The 16515-nt window shown below is 74.0% G+C and carries 17 protein-coding genes; 7 read left to right on the forward strand and 10 right to left on the reverse strand.

Translation table 11 applies throughout. The annotated features are described in order from the left end of the window. Nucleotides 1-67 precede the first annotated feature (67 nt). Together rlmN and J1M38_RS07470 are read right to left on the reverse strand one after the other, a co-directional pair. A complete protein-coding gene (rlmN, locus tag J1M38_RS07465) occupies nucleotides 68-1465 on the reverse strand; it encodes a 23S rRNA (adenine(2503)-C(2))-methyltransferase RlmN (protein WP_036384305.1) in 1398 nt (465 codons plus the stop codon). Then, nucleotides 1458-2330 carry an oxygenase MpaB family protein gene (locus J1M38_RS07470; RefSeq protein ID WP_044659291.1) on the reverse strand — a complete coding sequence of 291 codons (873 nt, stop codon included), beginning with the start codon at nucleotides 2328-2330 and terminating at the stop codon, nucleotides 1458-1460. Before J1M38_RS07470 ends, rlmN begins: the two co-directional genes overlap by 8 nt. A 345-nt stretch (nucleotides 2331-2675) precedes the next feature. On the opposite strand from J1M38_RS07470, the gene J1M38_RS07475 reads away from it, so the two are divergent. Next, nucleotides 2676-2948: a three-helix bundle dimerization domain-containing protein gene (locus J1M38_RS07475; protein WP_227448856.1), complete on the forward strand. Its 273-nt coding sequence runs from the start codon at nucleotides 2676-2678 to the stop codon at nucleotides 2946-2948. Between the two features lie 277 nt (nucleotides 2949-3225). On the opposite strand, the gene J1M38_RS07480 is transcribed toward J1M38_RS07475, so the two are convergent. Next, on the reverse strand, nucleotides 3226-4470 hold the full coding sequence (locus J1M38_RS07480) for an isochorismate synthase MenF (protein WP_206481415.1): 1245 nt from the start codon (nucleotides 4468-4470) through the stop codon (nucleotides 3226-3228). Nucleotides 4471-4668: 198 nt separating this feature from the next. Here J1M38_RS07480 and J1M38_RS07485 point away from each other — a divergent pair, with 198 nt between their 5' ends. From J1M38_RS07485 to J1M38_RS07500, 4 genes are read left to right on the forward strand one after another with little or no spacing between them, the layout of a single operon-like run. Then, entirely contained in the window at nucleotides 4669-5436 is a 768-nt protein-coding gene (locus tag J1M38_RS07485; protein WP_206481414.1) for a low molecular weight phosphatase family protein, read from the forward strand. 39 nt (nucleotides 5437-5475) lie between these two features. Further along, complete coding sequence (locus J1M38_RS07490) at nucleotides 5476-5856, forward strand: metal-sensitive transcriptional regulator (protein ID WP_002856860.1); 381 nt, start codon at nucleotides 5476-5478, stop codon at nucleotides 5854-5856. A 41-nt stretch (nucleotides 5857-5897) separates the two neighbouring features. Then, a complete protein-coding gene (locus tag J1M38_RS07495) occupies nucleotides 5898-6116 on the forward strand; it encodes a heavy-metal-associated domain-containing protein (RefSeq protein ID WP_206481413.1) in 219 nt (72 codons plus the stop codon). Between the two features lie 4 nt (nucleotides 6117-6120). Next, nucleotides 6121-8580 (forward strand): cation-translocating P-type ATPase, encoded by a 2460-nt coding sequence (locus J1M38_RS07500; protein WP_206501213.1) that lies wholly within the window; start codon nucleotides 6121-6123, stop codon nucleotides 8578-8580. 48 nt (nucleotides 8581-8628) lie between these two features. Here the strand turns inward: J1M38_RS07500 and J1M38_RS07505 are convergent, their stop codons facing one another. Then, entirely contained in the window at nucleotides 8629-9042 is a 414-nt protein-coding gene (locus tag J1M38_RS07505) for a DUF4259 domain-containing protein (protein ID WP_036339561.1), read from the reverse strand. 110 nt (nucleotides 9043-9152) lie between these two features. Between J1M38_RS07505 and J1M38_RS07510 the strand changes: the two genes are divergently transcribed. Continuing rightward, nucleotides 9153-9707 (forward strand): SRPBCC family protein, encoded by a 555-nt coding sequence (locus J1M38_RS07510; RefSeq protein ID WP_036339559.1) that lies wholly within the window; start codon nucleotides 9153-9155, stop codon nucleotides 9705-9707. Nucleotides 9708-9856: 149 nt separating this feature from the next. Here the strand turns inward: J1M38_RS07510 and J1M38_RS07515 are convergent, their stop codons facing one another. Both J1M38_RS07515 and J1M38_RS07520 read right to left on the reverse strand, forming a co-directional pair. After that, a complete protein-coding gene (locus J1M38_RS07515; protein ID WP_061866781.1) occupies nucleotides 9857-10174 on the reverse strand; it encodes a putative quinol monooxygenase in 318 nt (105 codons plus the stop codon). Further along, entirely contained in the window at nucleotides 10171-10611 is a 441-nt protein-coding gene (locus tag J1M38_RS07520) for a hotdog fold thioesterase (protein ID WP_098094116.1), read from the reverse strand. The genes J1M38_RS07515 and J1M38_RS07520 overlap by 4 nt, the downstream gene beginning before the upstream one ends. Nucleotides 10612-10672: 61 nt before the next feature. Here J1M38_RS07520 and J1M38_RS07525 point away from each other — a divergent pair, with 61 nt between their 5' ends. After that, on the forward strand, nucleotides 10673-11578 hold the full coding sequence (locus J1M38_RS07525; RefSeq protein ID WP_206481692.1) for an alpha/beta fold hydrolase: 906 nt from the start codon (nucleotides 10673-10675) through the stop codon (nucleotides 11576-11578). A gap of 154 nt (nucleotides 11579-11732) precedes the next feature. On the opposite strand, the gene adhP is transcribed toward J1M38_RS07525, so the two are convergent. The 4 genes from adhP to J1M38_RS07545 all read right to left on the reverse strand — a co-directional run bounded on the left by adhP (nucleotide 11733) and on the right by J1M38_RS07545 (nucleotide 16319). Next, nucleotides 11733-12764, reverse strand: a complete 1032-nt coding sequence (gene adhP, locus J1M38_RS07530; protein WP_206481690.1) for an alcohol dehydrogenase AdhP — start codon at nucleotides 12762-12764, stop codon at nucleotides 11733-11735. A 54-nt stretch (nucleotides 12765-12818) separates the two neighbouring features. After that, a complete protein-coding gene (locus J1M38_RS07535) occupies nucleotides 12819-14342 on the reverse strand; it encodes an aldehyde dehydrogenase family protein (protein ID WP_036316755.1) in 1524 nt (507 codons plus the stop codon). A gap of 121 nt (nucleotides 14343-14463) precedes the next feature. After that, complete coding sequence (locus J1M38_RS07540; protein ID WP_036316757.1) at nucleotides 14464-15891, reverse strand: helix-turn-helix domain-containing protein; 1428 nt, start codon at nucleotides 15889-15891, stop codon at nucleotides 14464-14466. Continuing rightward, complete coding sequence (locus tag J1M38_RS07545) at nucleotides 15888-16319, reverse strand: DUF779 domain-containing protein (RefSeq protein WP_145015940.1); 432 nt, start codon at nucleotides 16317-16319, stop codon at nucleotides 15888-15890. The genes J1M38_RS07540 and J1M38_RS07545 overlap by 4 nt, the downstream gene beginning before the upstream one ends. Nucleotides 16320-16515: the final 196 nt, after the last annotated feature.

Here is a 16515-nt window from a genome sequence, read left to right on the forward strand (position 1 = left end):
CCCGACGCCGGCCCCGCGGCTTGCCCGAGGACGGGCCGGTGGGCGCCGCGCGCGGGGCCTCGGCAGGTCAGTCGACGTCCTCGGCCGCCAGCTGGCCGCACGCGCCGTCGATCTCCTTGCCGCGGGTGTCGCGCAGGGTGGTGGGGATGCCGGCGGCGTTGAGCCGGTCCACGAACTCGCGCGTCACGTCCTTCTCCGAGGCGGTCCAGATGGAGCCCGGCGTCGGGTTCAGCGGGATCGGGTTCACGTGCACCCAGCCCTTGCCCCGGGCGTTGAGCTTCTTGGCCAGCAGGTCGGCGCGCCACGCGTGGTCATTCATGTCCTTGATGAGCGCGTACTCGATGGACACCCTGCGCCCGGTGGCCACGAAGTAGTCGTACGCGGCGTCGATCGCCTCGTCCGCCTTCCAGCGTGAGTTCACGGGGATCAGCTCGTCGCGCAGCTCGTCGTCCGGCGCGTGCAGGGACAGCGCGAACGTCAGCGGCACGCCCTCCTCGGCCAGCTTCCGGATGGCCGGCACCAGGCCGACGGTGGACAGCGTGATGTTCCGCGCGGACATGCCCAGGCCCTCAGGCGAGGGGTCCACCATGCGGTGCACGGCGGCCATCACGCGCTTGTAGTTGGCCAGGGGCTCACCCATGCCCATGAACACGACGTTGGTGACGCGGTCGGCGTCGTGCCCGCCATCCTTGCGCTTGCCGCCCAGTCCGCCCTGGGCGATCACCTGGTTGGCCAGCACGATCTGCTCCACGATCTCCGCCGTGGACATGTTGCGGGTCAGCCCGGCCTGGCCCGTGGCGCAGAACGGGCAGTTCATCCCGCAGCCGGCCTGGCTGGACACGCACAGCGTCACGCGGCCGGGATACCGCATCAGCACGGACTCCACGAGAGCGCCGTCGAACAGCCGCCACAGGAACTTGACGGTGTCCCCGCGGTCGGTCTCCATGCGCCGGACCTCGGTGAGCAGCGGCGGGAAGAACGCCTCCGCGATCGCCTCCCGCTTGTCCTTGGGCAGGTCCGTCATCTGCTCCGGATCGGTGGTGTAGTGCTCGAAGTAGTGCACCGAGAGCTGCTTGGCGCGGAACGCCGGCAGCCCGATCTCCTTGGCCTTCTCCTGCCGTTCCTTCAGCGTGAGGTCGGCCAGGTGGGTGGGCGGCTGGGAGACGCGCGGCTGCTTGAACTGCAGCTGCGGTCGGCCGTCCGGGCCCATCGGCTGGGTCCAGCCCTCGGTCTTCGGCATCACCTGGGGGCGCTCGGCGGTGGCGGCCTCGCGGCGCTTGGGCGCGGAGAGCTGGTGGCCGACGCCGGCGCGGCGCATGCGCTCTCGGTCCTCGGCGAGCTGGCGCGCCTCGGACTCGTCGATCAGGCCGCGCTCGGGGCGGCCGAGGGCCGGCTTGCCGGCGCGGTCCCTCTGGCGGTTCGGGGTGGGCTTCGATCCGGGGCGGCGGGGCTGGTAGTCAGACATCGGCACCATTCTCCCAGACGGGGCGGACTTCGCGGCGGGTCGCCTCCACGTCGACGGCGCCGCGCGGCTTTCGCGTCCGGGGCAGCCCCCGCAGGACCCAGCGGACGACGACGCCGCGCACCGTCGCCGGCAGCGGCCGGTACAGGGTGCGCGCCAGCCCCCAGAGGCGTGCCTCCCGGACGGAGTCCCGCCCAGTCCAGGACCAGCCGAGGCCGGCGCGCACGCGGCCTGGGAGGAGACCGGCGGTGACGAACCGGGCCAGGGGCATAGCCGCCCGCAGCGGCGCGGGGACGCCCTGGCCGGAGAACAGGTCGGCGGCGACCCGCCGCGCGTCGTCCGTGACCTCGAGCCGGGCCACCCGGTCGTCCCAGTAGTCCGCAAACGCCGCGCGGTCGACCGGCCAGGCGGAGGCGGGGACCTCGAGGCTCGTGGCGAGCGGGGCGTACCCGCGGTAGAGGCGGTCGGCGTCCTCGGCGTCGAGGGCGCCCCACATCCGGCGGCGCACCTGCTCCCCCATCGCATAGAGGGTGGCGGCCACCCAGAGCTGGGCGTCCGGGTCGGCGGCGTCGTAGGGGTGGCCTCCGGCGTCGAGCCCGCGGACCGGGCGGTGCGCCGCCCGCACCCGGTCGACGACCGCGTCGCGCAACGGCGCGGCCTCGGGGAGGGTGACCGCGTAGATGTAGGCGAGCGTGTGGCGGAGCCGGCGCATCGGGTCCTCGGTGAACCGGGAGTGGACGGCGACGCCGGCCCCCACCGGCCGGTGCGCCACCTGGAGCAGGATCGCCGCACCGGCACCGGCGAGGATCACGGCCTCGCGGGCGAGGGCGGCCGCGGAGGTCGGGGCGGAGTGGCAGTCGGGGCGCATGGTCCCAGCCTCGCACCGGGCCGGGCGGAGGGGCAGGGGGCCGAGATGAACGGTGCCGTTCACCTTCTGTTCATCTTGCTGTTCGCCTGCCGCTCGTGGCACCTCGATCCGAGAACCGCATGATTGCGCTGATTTCGCGCCATGCAGGCATGCGCGACAGGGTGTCACAGGTCACGTTGGTGAACACGGAGTTGCACTCCGGGAGGAAATCTGTAAACTTGTTCACAAGCAGTTCACCTAGCGTTTACGGAACGCGAGGTCGGGACTCCACCGAACTCATCACCCGCGGCCCCGCCGCGACGATCCGCCGGACTCGTGGTCCGGCAACCAAAGGAGGTGCTCACCGTGAGCATCAACACGACCAGCCACCACCTGCCCACCGCCCCGAGCCCCCTCATGCAACGCCACGTGCTCCAGCGCGTCGAGGAGACCCTCCTCCGCCGCTTCGAGGGCACCGTCACCGCCGAGACCGTCCGCTCGGTCGTCCGCGAGGTCGTCGCCGACCTCAAGCGCGGCGCCCGCATCACCACCTTCCTGCCGGCCCTCGCCGAGCGCGAGGCCACCCGCCGCCTCCAGGCCGCGACGCCGGCCCACGAGGCCATGGCCGTCGCCGCCTGATCCCCCATACCGACGCGACGACCCGTCGGCCCGCCCCGCGAGGGGCCGTGGCCGGCGGGTCTTCTCGCCTCCCCGGACGCTTTCGTTCGGGAAACGGCGGGCCCCAGGACGCTTTCGTTCGAGAAACGGTGTGAACGCTCCGGGGCGCCGTTCCCCCGCCGCCCACGCGACTCCGAGGTGCGGCGCCGTTTCTCACACGAAAGCACCGCGACACGCCGCCGTTTCCTACACGAAAGCGTGGGTGACGCGAACGGGGGGGGGCACGGCACGGGAGGCCTCAGTCCGCGGCGACGCCCAGCGCTCGGCGCATCGGCAGGAACTTGGCCCGGATCTCCGTGACCTCCTCCTCGGGCACCGCTCCCGGGACCATCCCGCCCCCGGCCTGCAGCCGCACCCCGCCGGGCACCTGCTGGCCGCAGCGCAGTGCCAGGGCGATCTCGCCGTCGCCGTCCTGATCCAGCCACCCGACCGGCCCGGCGTAGCGGCCGCGGTCCACGGGCTCGACCTCCGCGATCACCCGCACCGCGTCCGGCGTGGGGGTCCCGCCGACGGCCGCCGTCGGATGCAGCGCGGCCACCACGTCCAGCACGGTCCCCCGCCCATCCCGCAGCCGGCCGCGCACGGACGTGGCCAGGTGGTGCACGTTCGGCAGGGTCAGGACGGTGGGCGCGGGGTCGTCGTCGGCGAGGTCGACGACGGGCGCCAGCGCGTCCAGCACCGACCGCGCGGCCCAGCGATGCTCCTCCGCCAGCCGCGGATCAGAGGCCAGACGCTCCCGCAGCGCGGCGTCCTCCTCCGCGTCCACGCCGCGCGGCATGGACCCCGCCAGCACCCGCGAGCCCACGAGCCCCGCGTGCCGCGTGGCAAGGACCTCGGGCGTGGCGCCCAGCAGCCCGCCGACGGCGAACACCCAGGTCTGCGGGTACTCGCGGCGCAGCTCCCCGATCGCCCGCCACAGGTCGGCGTCGTCCGCGGGGACGGTCATCGTGCGGCTGATCACGACCTTCGCCAGCTCCCCGCCCGAGTCGGCCATCCGCGTCAGCAGCTCGCGCACCCCGGCCGCGTAGCCGGCGTCGTCCCAGGCACGGTCGGCGACGCCGGCGGGCAGGGGCACCGCACCGTCGGCCAGCAGCCGGGCTCCGCGGTCCGCGGCGACGGCGGCTGCGAGCGCGTCCGCGTCCACGTGCTGGGCCACGTCCCGCACGCCGGACGGCGTGGCGCGGCGCAGATCCGCGGGGATGCGCAGGACCGCGGGCTCGGGCGAGTCGTCGGCGAAGGTCGAGGAGATCCAGCCCCGCAGCGGGGCCGTCGCGTCCGGTCGCCCGGCGACGGCGGCCTGCCACAGCACGGAGAGCCGGCGGAGCCGGTCGGTGCCGTCCAGGAGCACGGTCCAGCCGCCCTCGCCCCGCCACGCGTCGTCCCCGTGCGCCCACAGCACCGCCCGGGCGAACGGGGGGACGGCGGCCTCGGGGGCCCCGGTCGCGGGGGCGCCGAGGTCCGGGAGCAGGGAGCGGACAGACATGGCCCCCATTCTCTCCCACCTCGGCGGACCCCCGCTCCGGGCCCGGGCCTCGGCCGCCGCCCCGACGACGGCGGCGAGCGGCGTCGTCGGGCGCGGTGGGATCCCGTCAAGGCTTGCGCCGGCACACCCGACGTCGCAGGGTGGGGGCACCCGTTCACCTCGCGTTCAACCGACCGCCTTCCCCGGAGGACTCGCACCATGGCCCCCATCCCCCCGGACCCGCACGCCGATCACGCACCGGCGGTGGACGACATGCCGCTGGACACGACGGCCGCGCCGGACACCCTCGCCGCGGTGGACCCCGTGCCGCACGGGATGGCCGCGCACGTGCTGGAGCGGGAGGTCGGGCCGCTGATGGCGCGCTTCCCCGGCGTGGCCGACGAGGCGACGGTGCGTCAGCTCCTGTTCGACTCCTACGCCGAGCTCGCCGAGACGAGCCGCCACCCGGAGATGCTGCCGACCATCTCGGTGCAGCATGCCGCCTCGCGCCTGCGCGCCAGGGCGATCAACCAGGGCAGCATCGAGTCCCGCCACCCGCGTGTGCTGTTCGTCTGCCACGGCAACGCCGGCCGCTCGCAGATGGCCGCGGCCCTGCTCGAGAACCGCACCCACGGCGAGGTCAGGGCCCGCTCGGCCGGCACGGAGCCCGCCGGCGAGGTCATCTCCACCGCGTTCGAGGCGATGAACGAGATCGGCATCCCGCTGCACCACACGTACACCAAGGGCCTGGACCCGGACGTGCTCCGGGCCGCCGAGATCGTGGTGCTCTTCGACGGCGCGGATCCGTTCGAGATCCCCGAGGGCGCGCAGGTGCAGAAGTGGTCCGTGCCGTCGATCCGCGGCATGAGCCTCGAGCAGGTGCGCGGCGTGCGCGACGCCCTGGACCTGGAGGTCCGCGGCCTGATCGCCGATCTGGGGGAAGCCCCCGCCGCCCCGCTGCCGGACGCGGACACCCGCACCGGCTGACCCCTTGACCTATACCCCCCTGGGGTATAGAACGGGGGTATGAGCACGGACAGCACGACGACGGCGCCCGCCGCCGCCTCGCCCCTTCCGTCCGCCGCGGCGGATGCCTGCGACGGCCACCGGCCCCCGCACGAGGTCCACCGGGACAAGGCGAAGCACCTGGCGCGACTGCGCCGCATCGAGGGGCAGGTGCGCGGCCTCCACCGCATGGTGGACGAGGACGTGTACTGCATCGACGTCCTCACGCAGGTCGCCGCCGTCACGAAGGCGCTGCAGTCCCTCAGCCTGAATCTCACCTCGGAGCACCTGCGTCACTGCGTGGCGGAGGCCGCGGTGCAGGCCGAGGCGGAAGGCCGCACCGAGCTCATCGACGAGAAGGTCGCCGAGGCGACGGCCGCCCTCGGCCGCCTGCTGCGCTGACCGGCGCCGTCGCCCACCCACCACCGCACGAGGAGCACGAGATGACCACCACCGACCTGAAGATCACCGGCATGACCTGCGGCCACTGCGCCGCCTCCGTCCGGGAGGAGCTCGGCGAGATCGGCGGCGTCTCCGCCGTGGACGTGGACCTGAACGCCGGGGGCGTGTCCACCGCCACCGTCACCTCCGAGGGCCCCCTCGACCCCGCCGCCGCGCGCGCCGCCGTCGAGGAGGCCGGCTACACGCTGGTGGAGGCCTGACCCCATGACCCACCCCGCCTCCTCCACCCCGGCCGGCCCGCAGTCCGAGACCACCCGCCGCGTCGACCTGGACGTCACCGGCATGACCTGCGCCTCGTGCGTGGGCCGCGTCGAGCGCAAGCTGGGCAAGCTCGAGGGCGTCACGGCGTCCGTGAACCTGCCGCTCGAACAGGCGACCGTCACCGCGCCCGCCGGCGTCTCGGACGAGGAGCTCGTGGCCGCCGTCGAGAAGGCCGGGTACGGCGCCACCGTGCGCCGTCCCGCCCCGCCGGCCGGACACGCCGGACACGCCGGGCACGCGCACACCTCCGAGCACGGCGAGGAGCATGCCGCGGACCATGACGGCGTGGACCACCACGACCACATGGCCCACGGTCCGAGTGAGGACGTGCTCACACCGCGCCTGATCGGCGCGGCGGTGCTGACGGTGCCGCTCGTGCTGATCTCCATGGTCCCGGCGCTGCAGTTCCCGCACTGGGGCTGGGTCGCGTTCGCCCTGGCGGCGCCCGTGGCGCTGTGGGCGGCGTGGCCGTTCCACTCGGCGGCGTTCCGCGCGGCCCGGCACGGCTCGTCCACGATGGACACCCTCGTGTCCCTGGGCGTGCTCGTCTCCTTCTCCTTCTCGGCCGTGGAGCTGATCCTGGCGCCGGACATGACCGCCCACGTGGGCGGGACCATGGCGGAGATGGCCCACCACAGCCTGTACTTCGAGACGGCCGCGGTCATCACCACGTTCCTGCTGCTGGGCCGCTGGCTCGAGGCCCGCGCCAAGCGGGAGGCCGGCGCCGCGCTGCGGGCCCTCCTGGACCTGGGCGCGGCCCAGGCCACCCTCTACGACCCCGAGACCCACGACGAGCGCACGGTGCCCGCCGAGTCCCTCGCGCCGGGCGACGTCGTGCTGATCCGCCCCGGCGAGAAGGTGCCCACGGACGCCGAGGTGCTCGAGGGCACCTCGGCCGTGGACGCTTCCCTGCTCACCGGCGAGTCCGTGCCCGTGGAGGTCGGCCCCGGGGACGCCCTCACCGGCGCCACCCTGAACACCTCGGGCCGGCTCGTGGCCCGCGCGACGCGGGTCGGCTCGGACACGACGCTCGCCCAGATGGGGCGGCTCGTCTCCGAGGCGCAGACCGGCAAGGCGCGCGTGGCCCGGTTGGCCGACCGCATCTCCGCCGTGTTCGTGCCGATCGTGCTCGGGATCGCCGTGCTGACCTTCGCGGTGTGGATGATCGTGACCGGCGACCTGCCGTCCGCGCTGCGCGCCGGCGTGGCCGTGCTCGTGATCGCGTGCCCGTGCGCCCTCGGCCTGGCGACCCCGGTCGGCCTGCTGGCCGGCACCGGCCGCGCCGCGCAGCTGGGCATCCTCATCCGCGGCCCCGAGGTGCTCGAGGACTCGCGCACCGTGGACACGATCGTGCTGGACAAGACCGGCACCGTGACCGAGGGCCGCATGGCGCTGGCGGACGTGCTCGTCCTCGACCCCGCTTTCGTGGCCGAAACGGGCGCCTCCCGGAGCGCTTTCGTTGACGAAACGGCGCCGGACCAGGCCGCCGACGTCCTGCTGACCCTGGCGGCCGCCGTCGAGCGCGGGTCCGAGCACCCGATCGCCCGCGCGATCGTGGCCGGCGCCGAGGAGCGTGGCCTGACCGTGCCCGGCGTGGCGGACTTCGCCTCCACGGCCGGCGGCGGCGTGTCCGGGCTGGTCGCCCTCCCCCACGACGACGGCGCCCTCGGCTCCGGCGCGCACGGCGCCGCCGGCCCGGATCCGGTCCGCGTGGCCGTCGGCCGCGGCTCCGTCCTCGAGACCGCCCTCGACGGCGGCATCCCCGCCGAGCACCGTGCCGCGTTCGAGGCGGCGGAGCAGGCCGGCGCCACGGCCGTGTGGGTCGCGGTCGGCGGCCGCGTGGCGGGCGTCCTGTCCGTGCGGGACACCGTGAAGGAGACCTCGGCGGACGCCATCGCCCGGCTCAAGGAGCTCGGCCTGCGCCCGCTGCTGGTGACCGGGGACAACGCCGCCGTCGCCACCCAGGTGGCGGCCGCCGTCGGGATCCCGGCCGAGGACGTGGTGGCCGGCGTGCGCCCCGAGGACAAGGTGGACGTGGTCCGCCGGCTCCAGTCCGAGGGTCACGTGGTGGCCATGGTCGGCGACGGCGTCAACGACGCCCCGGCCCTGGCTGCCGCGGACATGGGCATCGCGATGGGCTCCGGCACGGACGTGGCCCGCGAGGCCGCGCAGATCACCGTGATGGGCGACGACCTGCACCAGGTGGTCCAGGCGCTCGACCTGAGCCGCCGCACGCTGGGGATCATCCGGATGAACCTGTTCTGGGCGTTCGCCTACAACGTGCTCGGCATCCCGGTCGCGGCCCTGGGCCTGCTCAACCCGATGATCGCCGGCGGCGCGATGGCGGCCTCGAGCGTGCTCGTGGTGCTGAACTCGCTGCGGCTCACCCGCTACGCGCGGTGAGCCGGGGCGGGGCCGGCCGAGCCGGGTCCACCCCGGCCGGCCGGCCGGTCAGGGCAGGCATTCGCGGGAGTACTCGAGCCACTGCTCGAGCTCCCCGGACTCCTCCCAGAGCTGGTAGAGCTCGGAGCAGGAGGGCTCGCGGATGACCACGCCGATCAGCTCGCGCAGGGTCTCGATGTCCTCGTCCGAGAACTGGCCGATGAAGGCGGTGAGGTCCACCTCGTCCGCCTCCGCGTGCTCGAGCAGGGCCTCGAGGTCCGCGTGGTCCTCGTTCCGAGCGATCCGCACGAGCGCCCCGAGGGTGAGGAGTGCGGCGCCCTGGCTCGCGGTCAGGTAGCCCTCGTCCTCGTCGCGACGGAAGTTCCTGCGGAACTCGTCGAGGTCGAAGGTACCGTCGAGGACCTCGTCCACGATGTCCAGCGCCGTGTCGTTCTGGAAGACGTTTCTGCCCCATGCGCCCATGACCTGACCCTAGGCCCGGGGTGGGCCCCGGCAAGAGTGCTGTGGTGTCCCGCCGAGGGGTGCCGTCGCCTCCGCTTCCGGTGTCCGCGGCAGTTCCTAGAATGGGCGACATGAGCACCGAGCCGACCCCCTCGTCCGCCACCCCCGAGACCGAGTCCGCCGCGCCGTCGTCGTCCGGGCTGCCGCAGGCCGCCCCGCAGGCGGCGTGGCCCGAGCGCGTGGAGACCGGCGAGCACCAGGTGTCCTACCGGGCCACCGTGGCCGCGCCGGCGCACGAGCTGTGGGCGATGCTCGCGGACCCGCACCGCCATCACGAGGCGGACGGGTCCGGGACCGTGCGGCCGAAGGTGAGCGGGCCGCACCGGCTGGCCGTGGGCGACCGGTTCCGCGTGGCCATGCGGAAGTACGGGGTGCCGTACACGATGACGCTGACCGCCACCGCCGTGGACGAGGACGAGCTCGTGGAGTGGGCCCACCCGGGCGGACACCGGTGGCGCTGGGCGTTCCAGGACAACGGGGACGGCACCACCGAGGTCACCGAGACCTTCGACTACTCGTGGGCCCGGCCGGCCGTGCGCCGTGCGTACGAGCTGCTGCGGGTGCCGGCGGACAACGGGAGGGGCATCCAGTCGAGCCTCACGCGGTTGGCCGGCCGTCACCTCTGAACCGACCCCGTCTCCGTCCGCACTTTCGTTCGGGAAACGGCGGCGTGTCGGGCACTTTCGTTCGGGAAACGGTCGGCCCTCGCGCCGTTTCTCGAACGAAAACGCGCTGACGACCGCCGTTTCCCGAACGAAAGCGGGGGGTGCGGGGGTCAGACGGCGGACCAGTGGGTCGCGGCCGGCGGCTGCGCCAGGTGCGGGGTGACGAGCGCACGCCACGCGAGGAACGCGTCGGACTCGCGGAAGGCCACGGTGTGGTCCTCGAGCGTGCGCCAGCCGATCAGCAGCCGGTAGTGCGCCGGGTCCTCCACCTGCCGGGACAGTGCGAAGGACGTCGCGCCCCCGTCCCGGAACAGCGGCTCGGCCTCGGCGACGGCCGCCTCGAACGCCGCCTCCGCCCCCGCGGCCACGTGCAGCTCCACCGACTCGACGACCGGCCCGGCCGTCGTCGCGTCCTGCCCGGCGCTCACGCGCGCGCCCGCGGGCTCGTGGAGTGGCCGGTGAACCAGGCGACGAGCTGGCCGTCCGCCTCGATGCCGACCTCGATCATGCGGTCGCGGCCGAACTCCACCGACTGGCGGGCGGTCGCCACGAGGTGCGCGCCGAGCCTGGCGGGCGCCACGTAGGTGATCTCGGCGCGCCGGGTGACGGGGGCGGCGCCGAAGGTCGCCACGCAGTACGCCAGCGCCGAGTCCGCGAGGTGGAACAGGAAGCCGCCGTGGCAGATCTCGTGGGAGTTCACCATGTCCGCGGTGACGTCGCGGTGCAGCACCACGCGCCCCTCGGCCACCTCGCCGAGGGTGACGCCGTGCTCCCGCACCGCGGGGTCGTTCGCGTAGATCTCCTCGAGGCGGGCGAGGATCTCGTCCCGGCTCTGGCCGGACGAGCTCTGGGGGGTCTCAGTCATGGGCCCATTGTGTCGCAGGTCTGTGTCGCAGGTCGCGCCGCCCCGCGCCTAGGGTGGCGGCGTGACGCAGACCACCTCCACCCCCGTGCGCCTCCGCGCCCGCGACGGCTTCGTGCTCGCGGCCCGCCACTTCGCCCCCACGACGACGACGCCCCCGGCCCGGCCCGCCGGCGCGGTGGTGATCGCCTCGGCGACCGGGGTGAAGGCCACGTACTACCGGCGCTACGCGGAGTTCCTCGCCGGCCACGGGTTCCACGCGGTCACGTTCGACTACCGGGGCGTCGGGGAGTCCCGTGAGCCGTTCGCCGCGGCCCGGCGGGCGCGCTGGGCGGACTGGGGCGCCCTCGACGCGGACGCCGTGCTCGCCTGGGCCCGGACGCACCTGCCCGGCCCCCTCCTGACGGTGGGCCACAGCTACGGCGGGTTCGGCATCGGGCTCGCGGACGAGGCGCGTCACGTGGCCCGGCACGTGGCCGTCGGCGGGCAGCACGCCCACTGGCGGGACTACCGGGCGCGGCCGGGGAGGGCGCGGATGTGGGCGCGCTGGCACGTGGCGATGCCGGTGATCACGCTGGCCCGCGGGCACTTCCCGGGGCGGCGGCTCGGCTGGCTCGAGGACCTGCCGCGCGGGGTCGCCCTGGACTGGGCGCGCAGCCGCCGCGACTTCACCGCGAGCGCCCGCACCGCCGCCGACCGGGACGAGCTGCGCCGTCGTCTGGCCGCGTTCACGGCGGACGCGCTGATCGTGGCGCCTGTCGACGATGACTTCGGCACCGGCGCCGCCCTCGACCGCGCGGACGCCTACTCGCCGGGCCGACGGACGGTGCGCTGGCGGGTGCGGCCGGAGGAGCTCGGTGTGGCGGAGATCGGGCACTTCGGACTGTTCCACGCTCGGTTCGCGCCGGCCTTCTGGCCGGCCACGCTGGAGTGGCTGCGCGACGGCGTCGCCCCGGCCGCGGCCCGCTGAGGCTCGCGCACCGGAATCGCTGCGGCCCGTCCCGTCCCCGCGACGACGACGGCGGCCGCCCCGGCCCGGATCTCCGGGCGGGACGACCGCCGTCGCACTGGTGCGTGTGATGTGTCGATACTACCCCGCGCCCAGCGGATGCCCAGGCGGCACGTCAGTCCTGCATCGCGTAGTCGATGACGACGCGGCCCTCGATCTTGCCGTGGCGCATCTCCTCGAACACGTCGTTGATCTCGGTGAGCGGGCGGGTGTGGAACGTCGGGTGGATCTTCCCGGCCGCGTAGAACTCGAGCGCCTCGACCATGTCCTGCCGGGTGCCCACGATCGAGCCGCGGATGGTCAGGCCCTTGAGGACGATGTCGAAGATCGGCGCGGGGAAGTCGCCCGGGGGCAGGCCGTTGAACACGATGGTGCCGCCGCGGCGGGTCATCGCGATGGCCTGGCCGAACGCCTGCGGGTGCACGGCCGTGACGAGCACGCCGTGGGCGCCGCCGATCTTCTCCTGGATCTCCACGGAGGGGTCCGCGACGTTCGCGTTCACGGTCAGCTCCGCGCCGTGCCGGGAGGCGAGCGCCAGCTTGTCGTCCGCGACGTCCACGGCCACCACGCGCATGCCCATCGCCACGGCGTACTGCACCGCGATGTGCCCCAGGCCGCCGATGCCGGAGATCACGACCCACTGCCCGGGCCGCACCTCGGTCTGCTTCAGCCCCTTGTACACCGTGACGCCGGCGCACAGGATCGGGCCGACCTCCATCGGGTCCGCGCCCTCGGGGATCACGGGCGCGTAGCGGGCGTCCACGAGCATGTACTCACCGAACGAGCCGTCCACGGAGTAGCCGCCGTTGACCTGCTCCTCGCACAGCGTCTCCCACCCGGTGCGGCAGTACTGGCAGTGGCCGCACGCTCGCCACAGCCACGCGTTGCCGACCATGTCCCCGACCTTGAGGTTCTCGACGTCGGGTCCGACCTCCTCGACGATGCCCACGCCCTCGTGGCCCGGGATGAACGGCGGGGTCGGCTTCACCGGCCAGTCGCCCTCCATCGCGTGCAGGTCCGTGTGGCAGACGCCCGAGGAGATGAGCTTCACGAGCGCATGGTGCTGGCCGGGCGTCGGGCGCTCGACCTCCGTGACGTCGGCCTCTGTGCCGAACTGGGTGACGACGGCTGCCTTCATCGTGGTCATGGGGATCACCTTTCGTGGAGTGGGGAGGGGGGGTCGTGCGGTGCCGGCGTCGGCTCAGAAGAACCCGAGCTTGTCCTCGGAGTAGGAGACGAGCAGGTTCTTGGTCTGCTGGTAGTGGTCGAGCATCATCAGGTGGTTCTCGCGGCCGATGCCGGAGGACTTGTACCCGCCGAACGCGGCGTGGGCCGGGTAGGCGTGGTAGTTGTTCACCCACACGCGGCCGGCCTGGATCGCCCGGCCCGCGCGGTAGGCGGTGTTGCCGTTCCGGGACCACACGCCGGCGCCGAGCCCGTAGAGCGTGTCGTTGGCGATCCGCATGGCGTCGTCGAAGTCGGTGAACGTGGTCGTCGAGACCACCGGCCCGAAGATCTCCTCCTGGAAGATGCGCATCGAGTTGTCCCCGCGGAAGATCGTGGGCTGCACGTAGTAGCCGCCGGCCAGTTCGCCCTCCATCTCGGCGCGGGCGCCACCGATCAGCACCTCGGCGCCCTCCTGACGGCCGATGTCCAGGTAGGACGTGATCTTCTCGAGCTGGTCGTTGGAGGCCTGGGCGCCCATCATCACGTCCGTGTCGAGGGGGTTGCCGGTCACGATGCGCGAGGTCCGCTCCACGACGGCGTCGAGGAACTTCTCCGCGATCGACTCCTGCACGAGCGCCCGCGACGGGCACGTGCAGACCTCGCCCTGGTTCAGCGCGAACAGGGTGAAGCCCTCCTGCGCCTTGTCCCAGTAGGCGTCGTCGGCCGCCATGACGTCCTCGAAGAAGACGTTGGGCGACTTGCCGCCCAGCTCCAGGGTCACCGGGATGATGTTCTCCGAGGCGTACTGCATGATCAGCCGGCCCGTCGTCGTCTCACCCGTGAACGCGATCTTGCGGATGCGCGGCGACTGCGCGAGCGGCTTGCCGGCCTCGAGGCCGAAGCCGTTGACCACGTTGACGACGCCGGCCGGCAGCAGGTCCGCGATCAGCTCGATGAACACCATGACCGAGGCCGGCGTCTGCTCGGCGGGCTTGATCACGACGGCGTTGCCCGCGGCCAGCGCGGGCGCCAGCTTCCACACCCCCATCAGCAGCGGGAAGTTCCACGGGATGATCTGGCCGACCACGCCGAGCGGCTCGTGGAAGTGGTAGGCGACGGTGTCCTCGTCCACCTGGGACAGGCCGCCCTCCTGCGCGCGGATCGCGCCGGCGAAGTACCGGAAGTGGTCGATGGCCAGCGGCAGGTCCGCGTTGAGGGTCTCCCGGACGGCCTTGCCGTTGTCCCAGGTCTCCGCGACCGCCAGCATCTCGAGGTTCTCCTCCATGCGGTCCGCGATGCGGTGCAGCACGAGCGCACGCTCGGCCGCCGAGGTGGCGCCCCAGGCCGGGGCGGCCTTCCAGGCGGCGTCGAGGGCGACGTCGATGTCCTCGGCCGTGCCGCGGGCGACCTCGCAGAACACCTTGCCCGTCACGGGCGTGACGTTCTCGAAGTACTGGCCCTTGACCGGGGGTGTCCACTCTCCTCCGATGAAGTGCTCGTAGCGGGACTTGAACTCGACCTTGGCGCCCTCGGTGCCGGGGAATGCGTAGACGGTCATGGTGCTGGCTCCTTTGCCTGCGGTTGCCTCGGCGCCGGTGGCGCCCTGCCGTGGCTGTGACCCTAGTCACAAGGAGGTTGCACGGAGGTTGCAGCCGGGCGCGGGTGAGGGGCGGGCCGGGTCAGGCCAGGTCCCGCTCGATCCGCTCGAGCGTGGCCACGGCGAGCGCCCGCCGCGGCGAGTCCGCCGGCAGCAGACGCAGGGCGGCGCCCCAGAGCTCGACGTCGTCGCGGGCCTCGGGGCGGCCCAGGTAGGCCCAGAGCTGTTCGACATCCGCGTCCTGGGCGACGGCCTCGCGCAGCGCCTCCCCCAGCTCCGCGCGGATCGAGGCGACACCGGGGGACGCCGACCGCGGCAGCACCGGCCCGGCCGCCGCGTGCAGCGCACGGTCCAGATCCCCGGCGCGCAGCGCCTCCCGCGCGCACAGCAGGTCCGCGTGCACCTCCCCCACGAGCCGGTACGGCCGGGACAGCAGTGCCACCGGCGCCCCCACGTCCCGCAGCGCCCGGCGGAGTCGATGCACCTCGGCGCGCAGCGAGATGGCGCGGGCGGGGGAATCGCCCGGCGCGGGCCGGGGCCCGGCGGTCTCCTCCGGATACAGCGCGACCTCGAGCTCGGCGCCGGTCAGGCCCGGGCCGTGCCACGCGAGGAGGGTGAGGATCTCGGCGTGCCGGCCGGTGAGCTCGACCCCGTCCAGCGTGGGCGGCAGGTGGCCGGTGACGCGCAACAGGCCCGCGGCGGCGTCGTGGCGGTGCGGCGCGGCGGCGGGGCTCGGCCCCGGCGAGGCGGACGGCGGAGCCGAGGGGCCCGGCGTCGGGGCGGTGCCGCGGGGACGGCCCCGGGACGGGGCGGGCAGGTCCCGCCAGGCGGCGTGCACGGCGTCCACGGTGGCCTGGAGCAGCGGCAGGGCGAGGTGGCTGACGGCGTCCTCCCCGCCCGTGAGGTCCAGGACCCCGACGAGCCGCCCGGTGGCCGGGTCCGTGAGCGGGACGGCCGAACAGCTCCACGGGTGCACGCGCGGGCTCAGGTGCTCGCCGCGGCTGACCTGCGTGGGGGCGCCGGTCGCGAGGACGATGCCGGGGGCGGAGGTGCCCATGGACGCCTCGGACCAGTCGGCGCCCGCCACGAAGCCCATGGTCTCGGCGTGGCGCACCGCGGTCCGGTCGCCCTCGACCCACAGCAGGTGGCCGCGCGCGTTGCCGATCGCGGCGAGCATCCCGGCCTCGGCCGCGGGGTGGATGAGCATGCGGCGGACCACCGGCAGGGCCACGGCGAGGCGCTGGTCTCGGCGGGCGGCGGCGAGGTCGTCGTCGGAGAGGGTGGCCGGGTCGGTCTGGCCGGGTACCGCGGGGGTGAGGGCGCCGAGGGAGCGCAGCCAGGACTCACGGACCTCTCGCCGCAGCCCCTGCAGGGCGGCGCGCAGGCCCTGGTCTGCGCCGGCCGGAGCGGTGGGCGACGACGGCGCGAGCGACAGGCGGACCGCGGCGAGGGACTCGTGGGCCCGGTCCACGGCGCGTCGGTAGGCGCCGGTGGCGAGGGTCGAGCTCATCCCGAGCCTGCCATCAACCGCGAGCGGATCAGGAACCGCTTGCCCTCGGGGGCCTCGACGGAGAAGCCGGAGCCGCACCCGTCCACCACGTCCAGGGTGAGGTGGGTGTGCTTCCAGTATTCGAACTGGGCGGCGGACATCCAGAACGGGATCTCCACGGCGGCCTGGTCCCCCTCGGCCGGCAGCGCGAAGGTGCCCAGCAGGACGTCGGCGGCGCCGGTCGTGAAGTCGCCGGCGGGATAGCACATGGGCGCGGAGCCGTCGCAGCAGCCGCCGGACTGGTGGAACATGAGCGGGCCGTGGATCGGGAGGAGTCGGCGGATCAGCTCGAGCGCCGCGGGCGTCATGGCGACGCGGGACACGGTTTCGCCCGGCAGCTCGGGGCGAGCGTCGAGCGCATGCTCCGCCGACGAGGACGGCACGGTCATCGCGACCTCCTGGGGATGGGCGATCGTCGGTCCCCACACCCTAGCCTCGAACGTGATCCACGTCACCCCTGCTCGTGTCGTGGGGGGCGCGGCGGCCCGGGGGCTGTGCCGCGAGCCAGACGTTTCGGCTGCAATCAGGGGCTGATCACGACCGAAACGTCTGGCTCACGGCGCGGGGGTGGCGCGGGGGTGGAGA

The organism is Micrococcus sp. KRD070, assembly GCF_017168435.1.
Classification (GTDB): Bacteria; Actinomycetota; Actinomycetes; order Actinomycetales; family Micrococcaceae; genus Micrococcus; species Micrococcus luteus.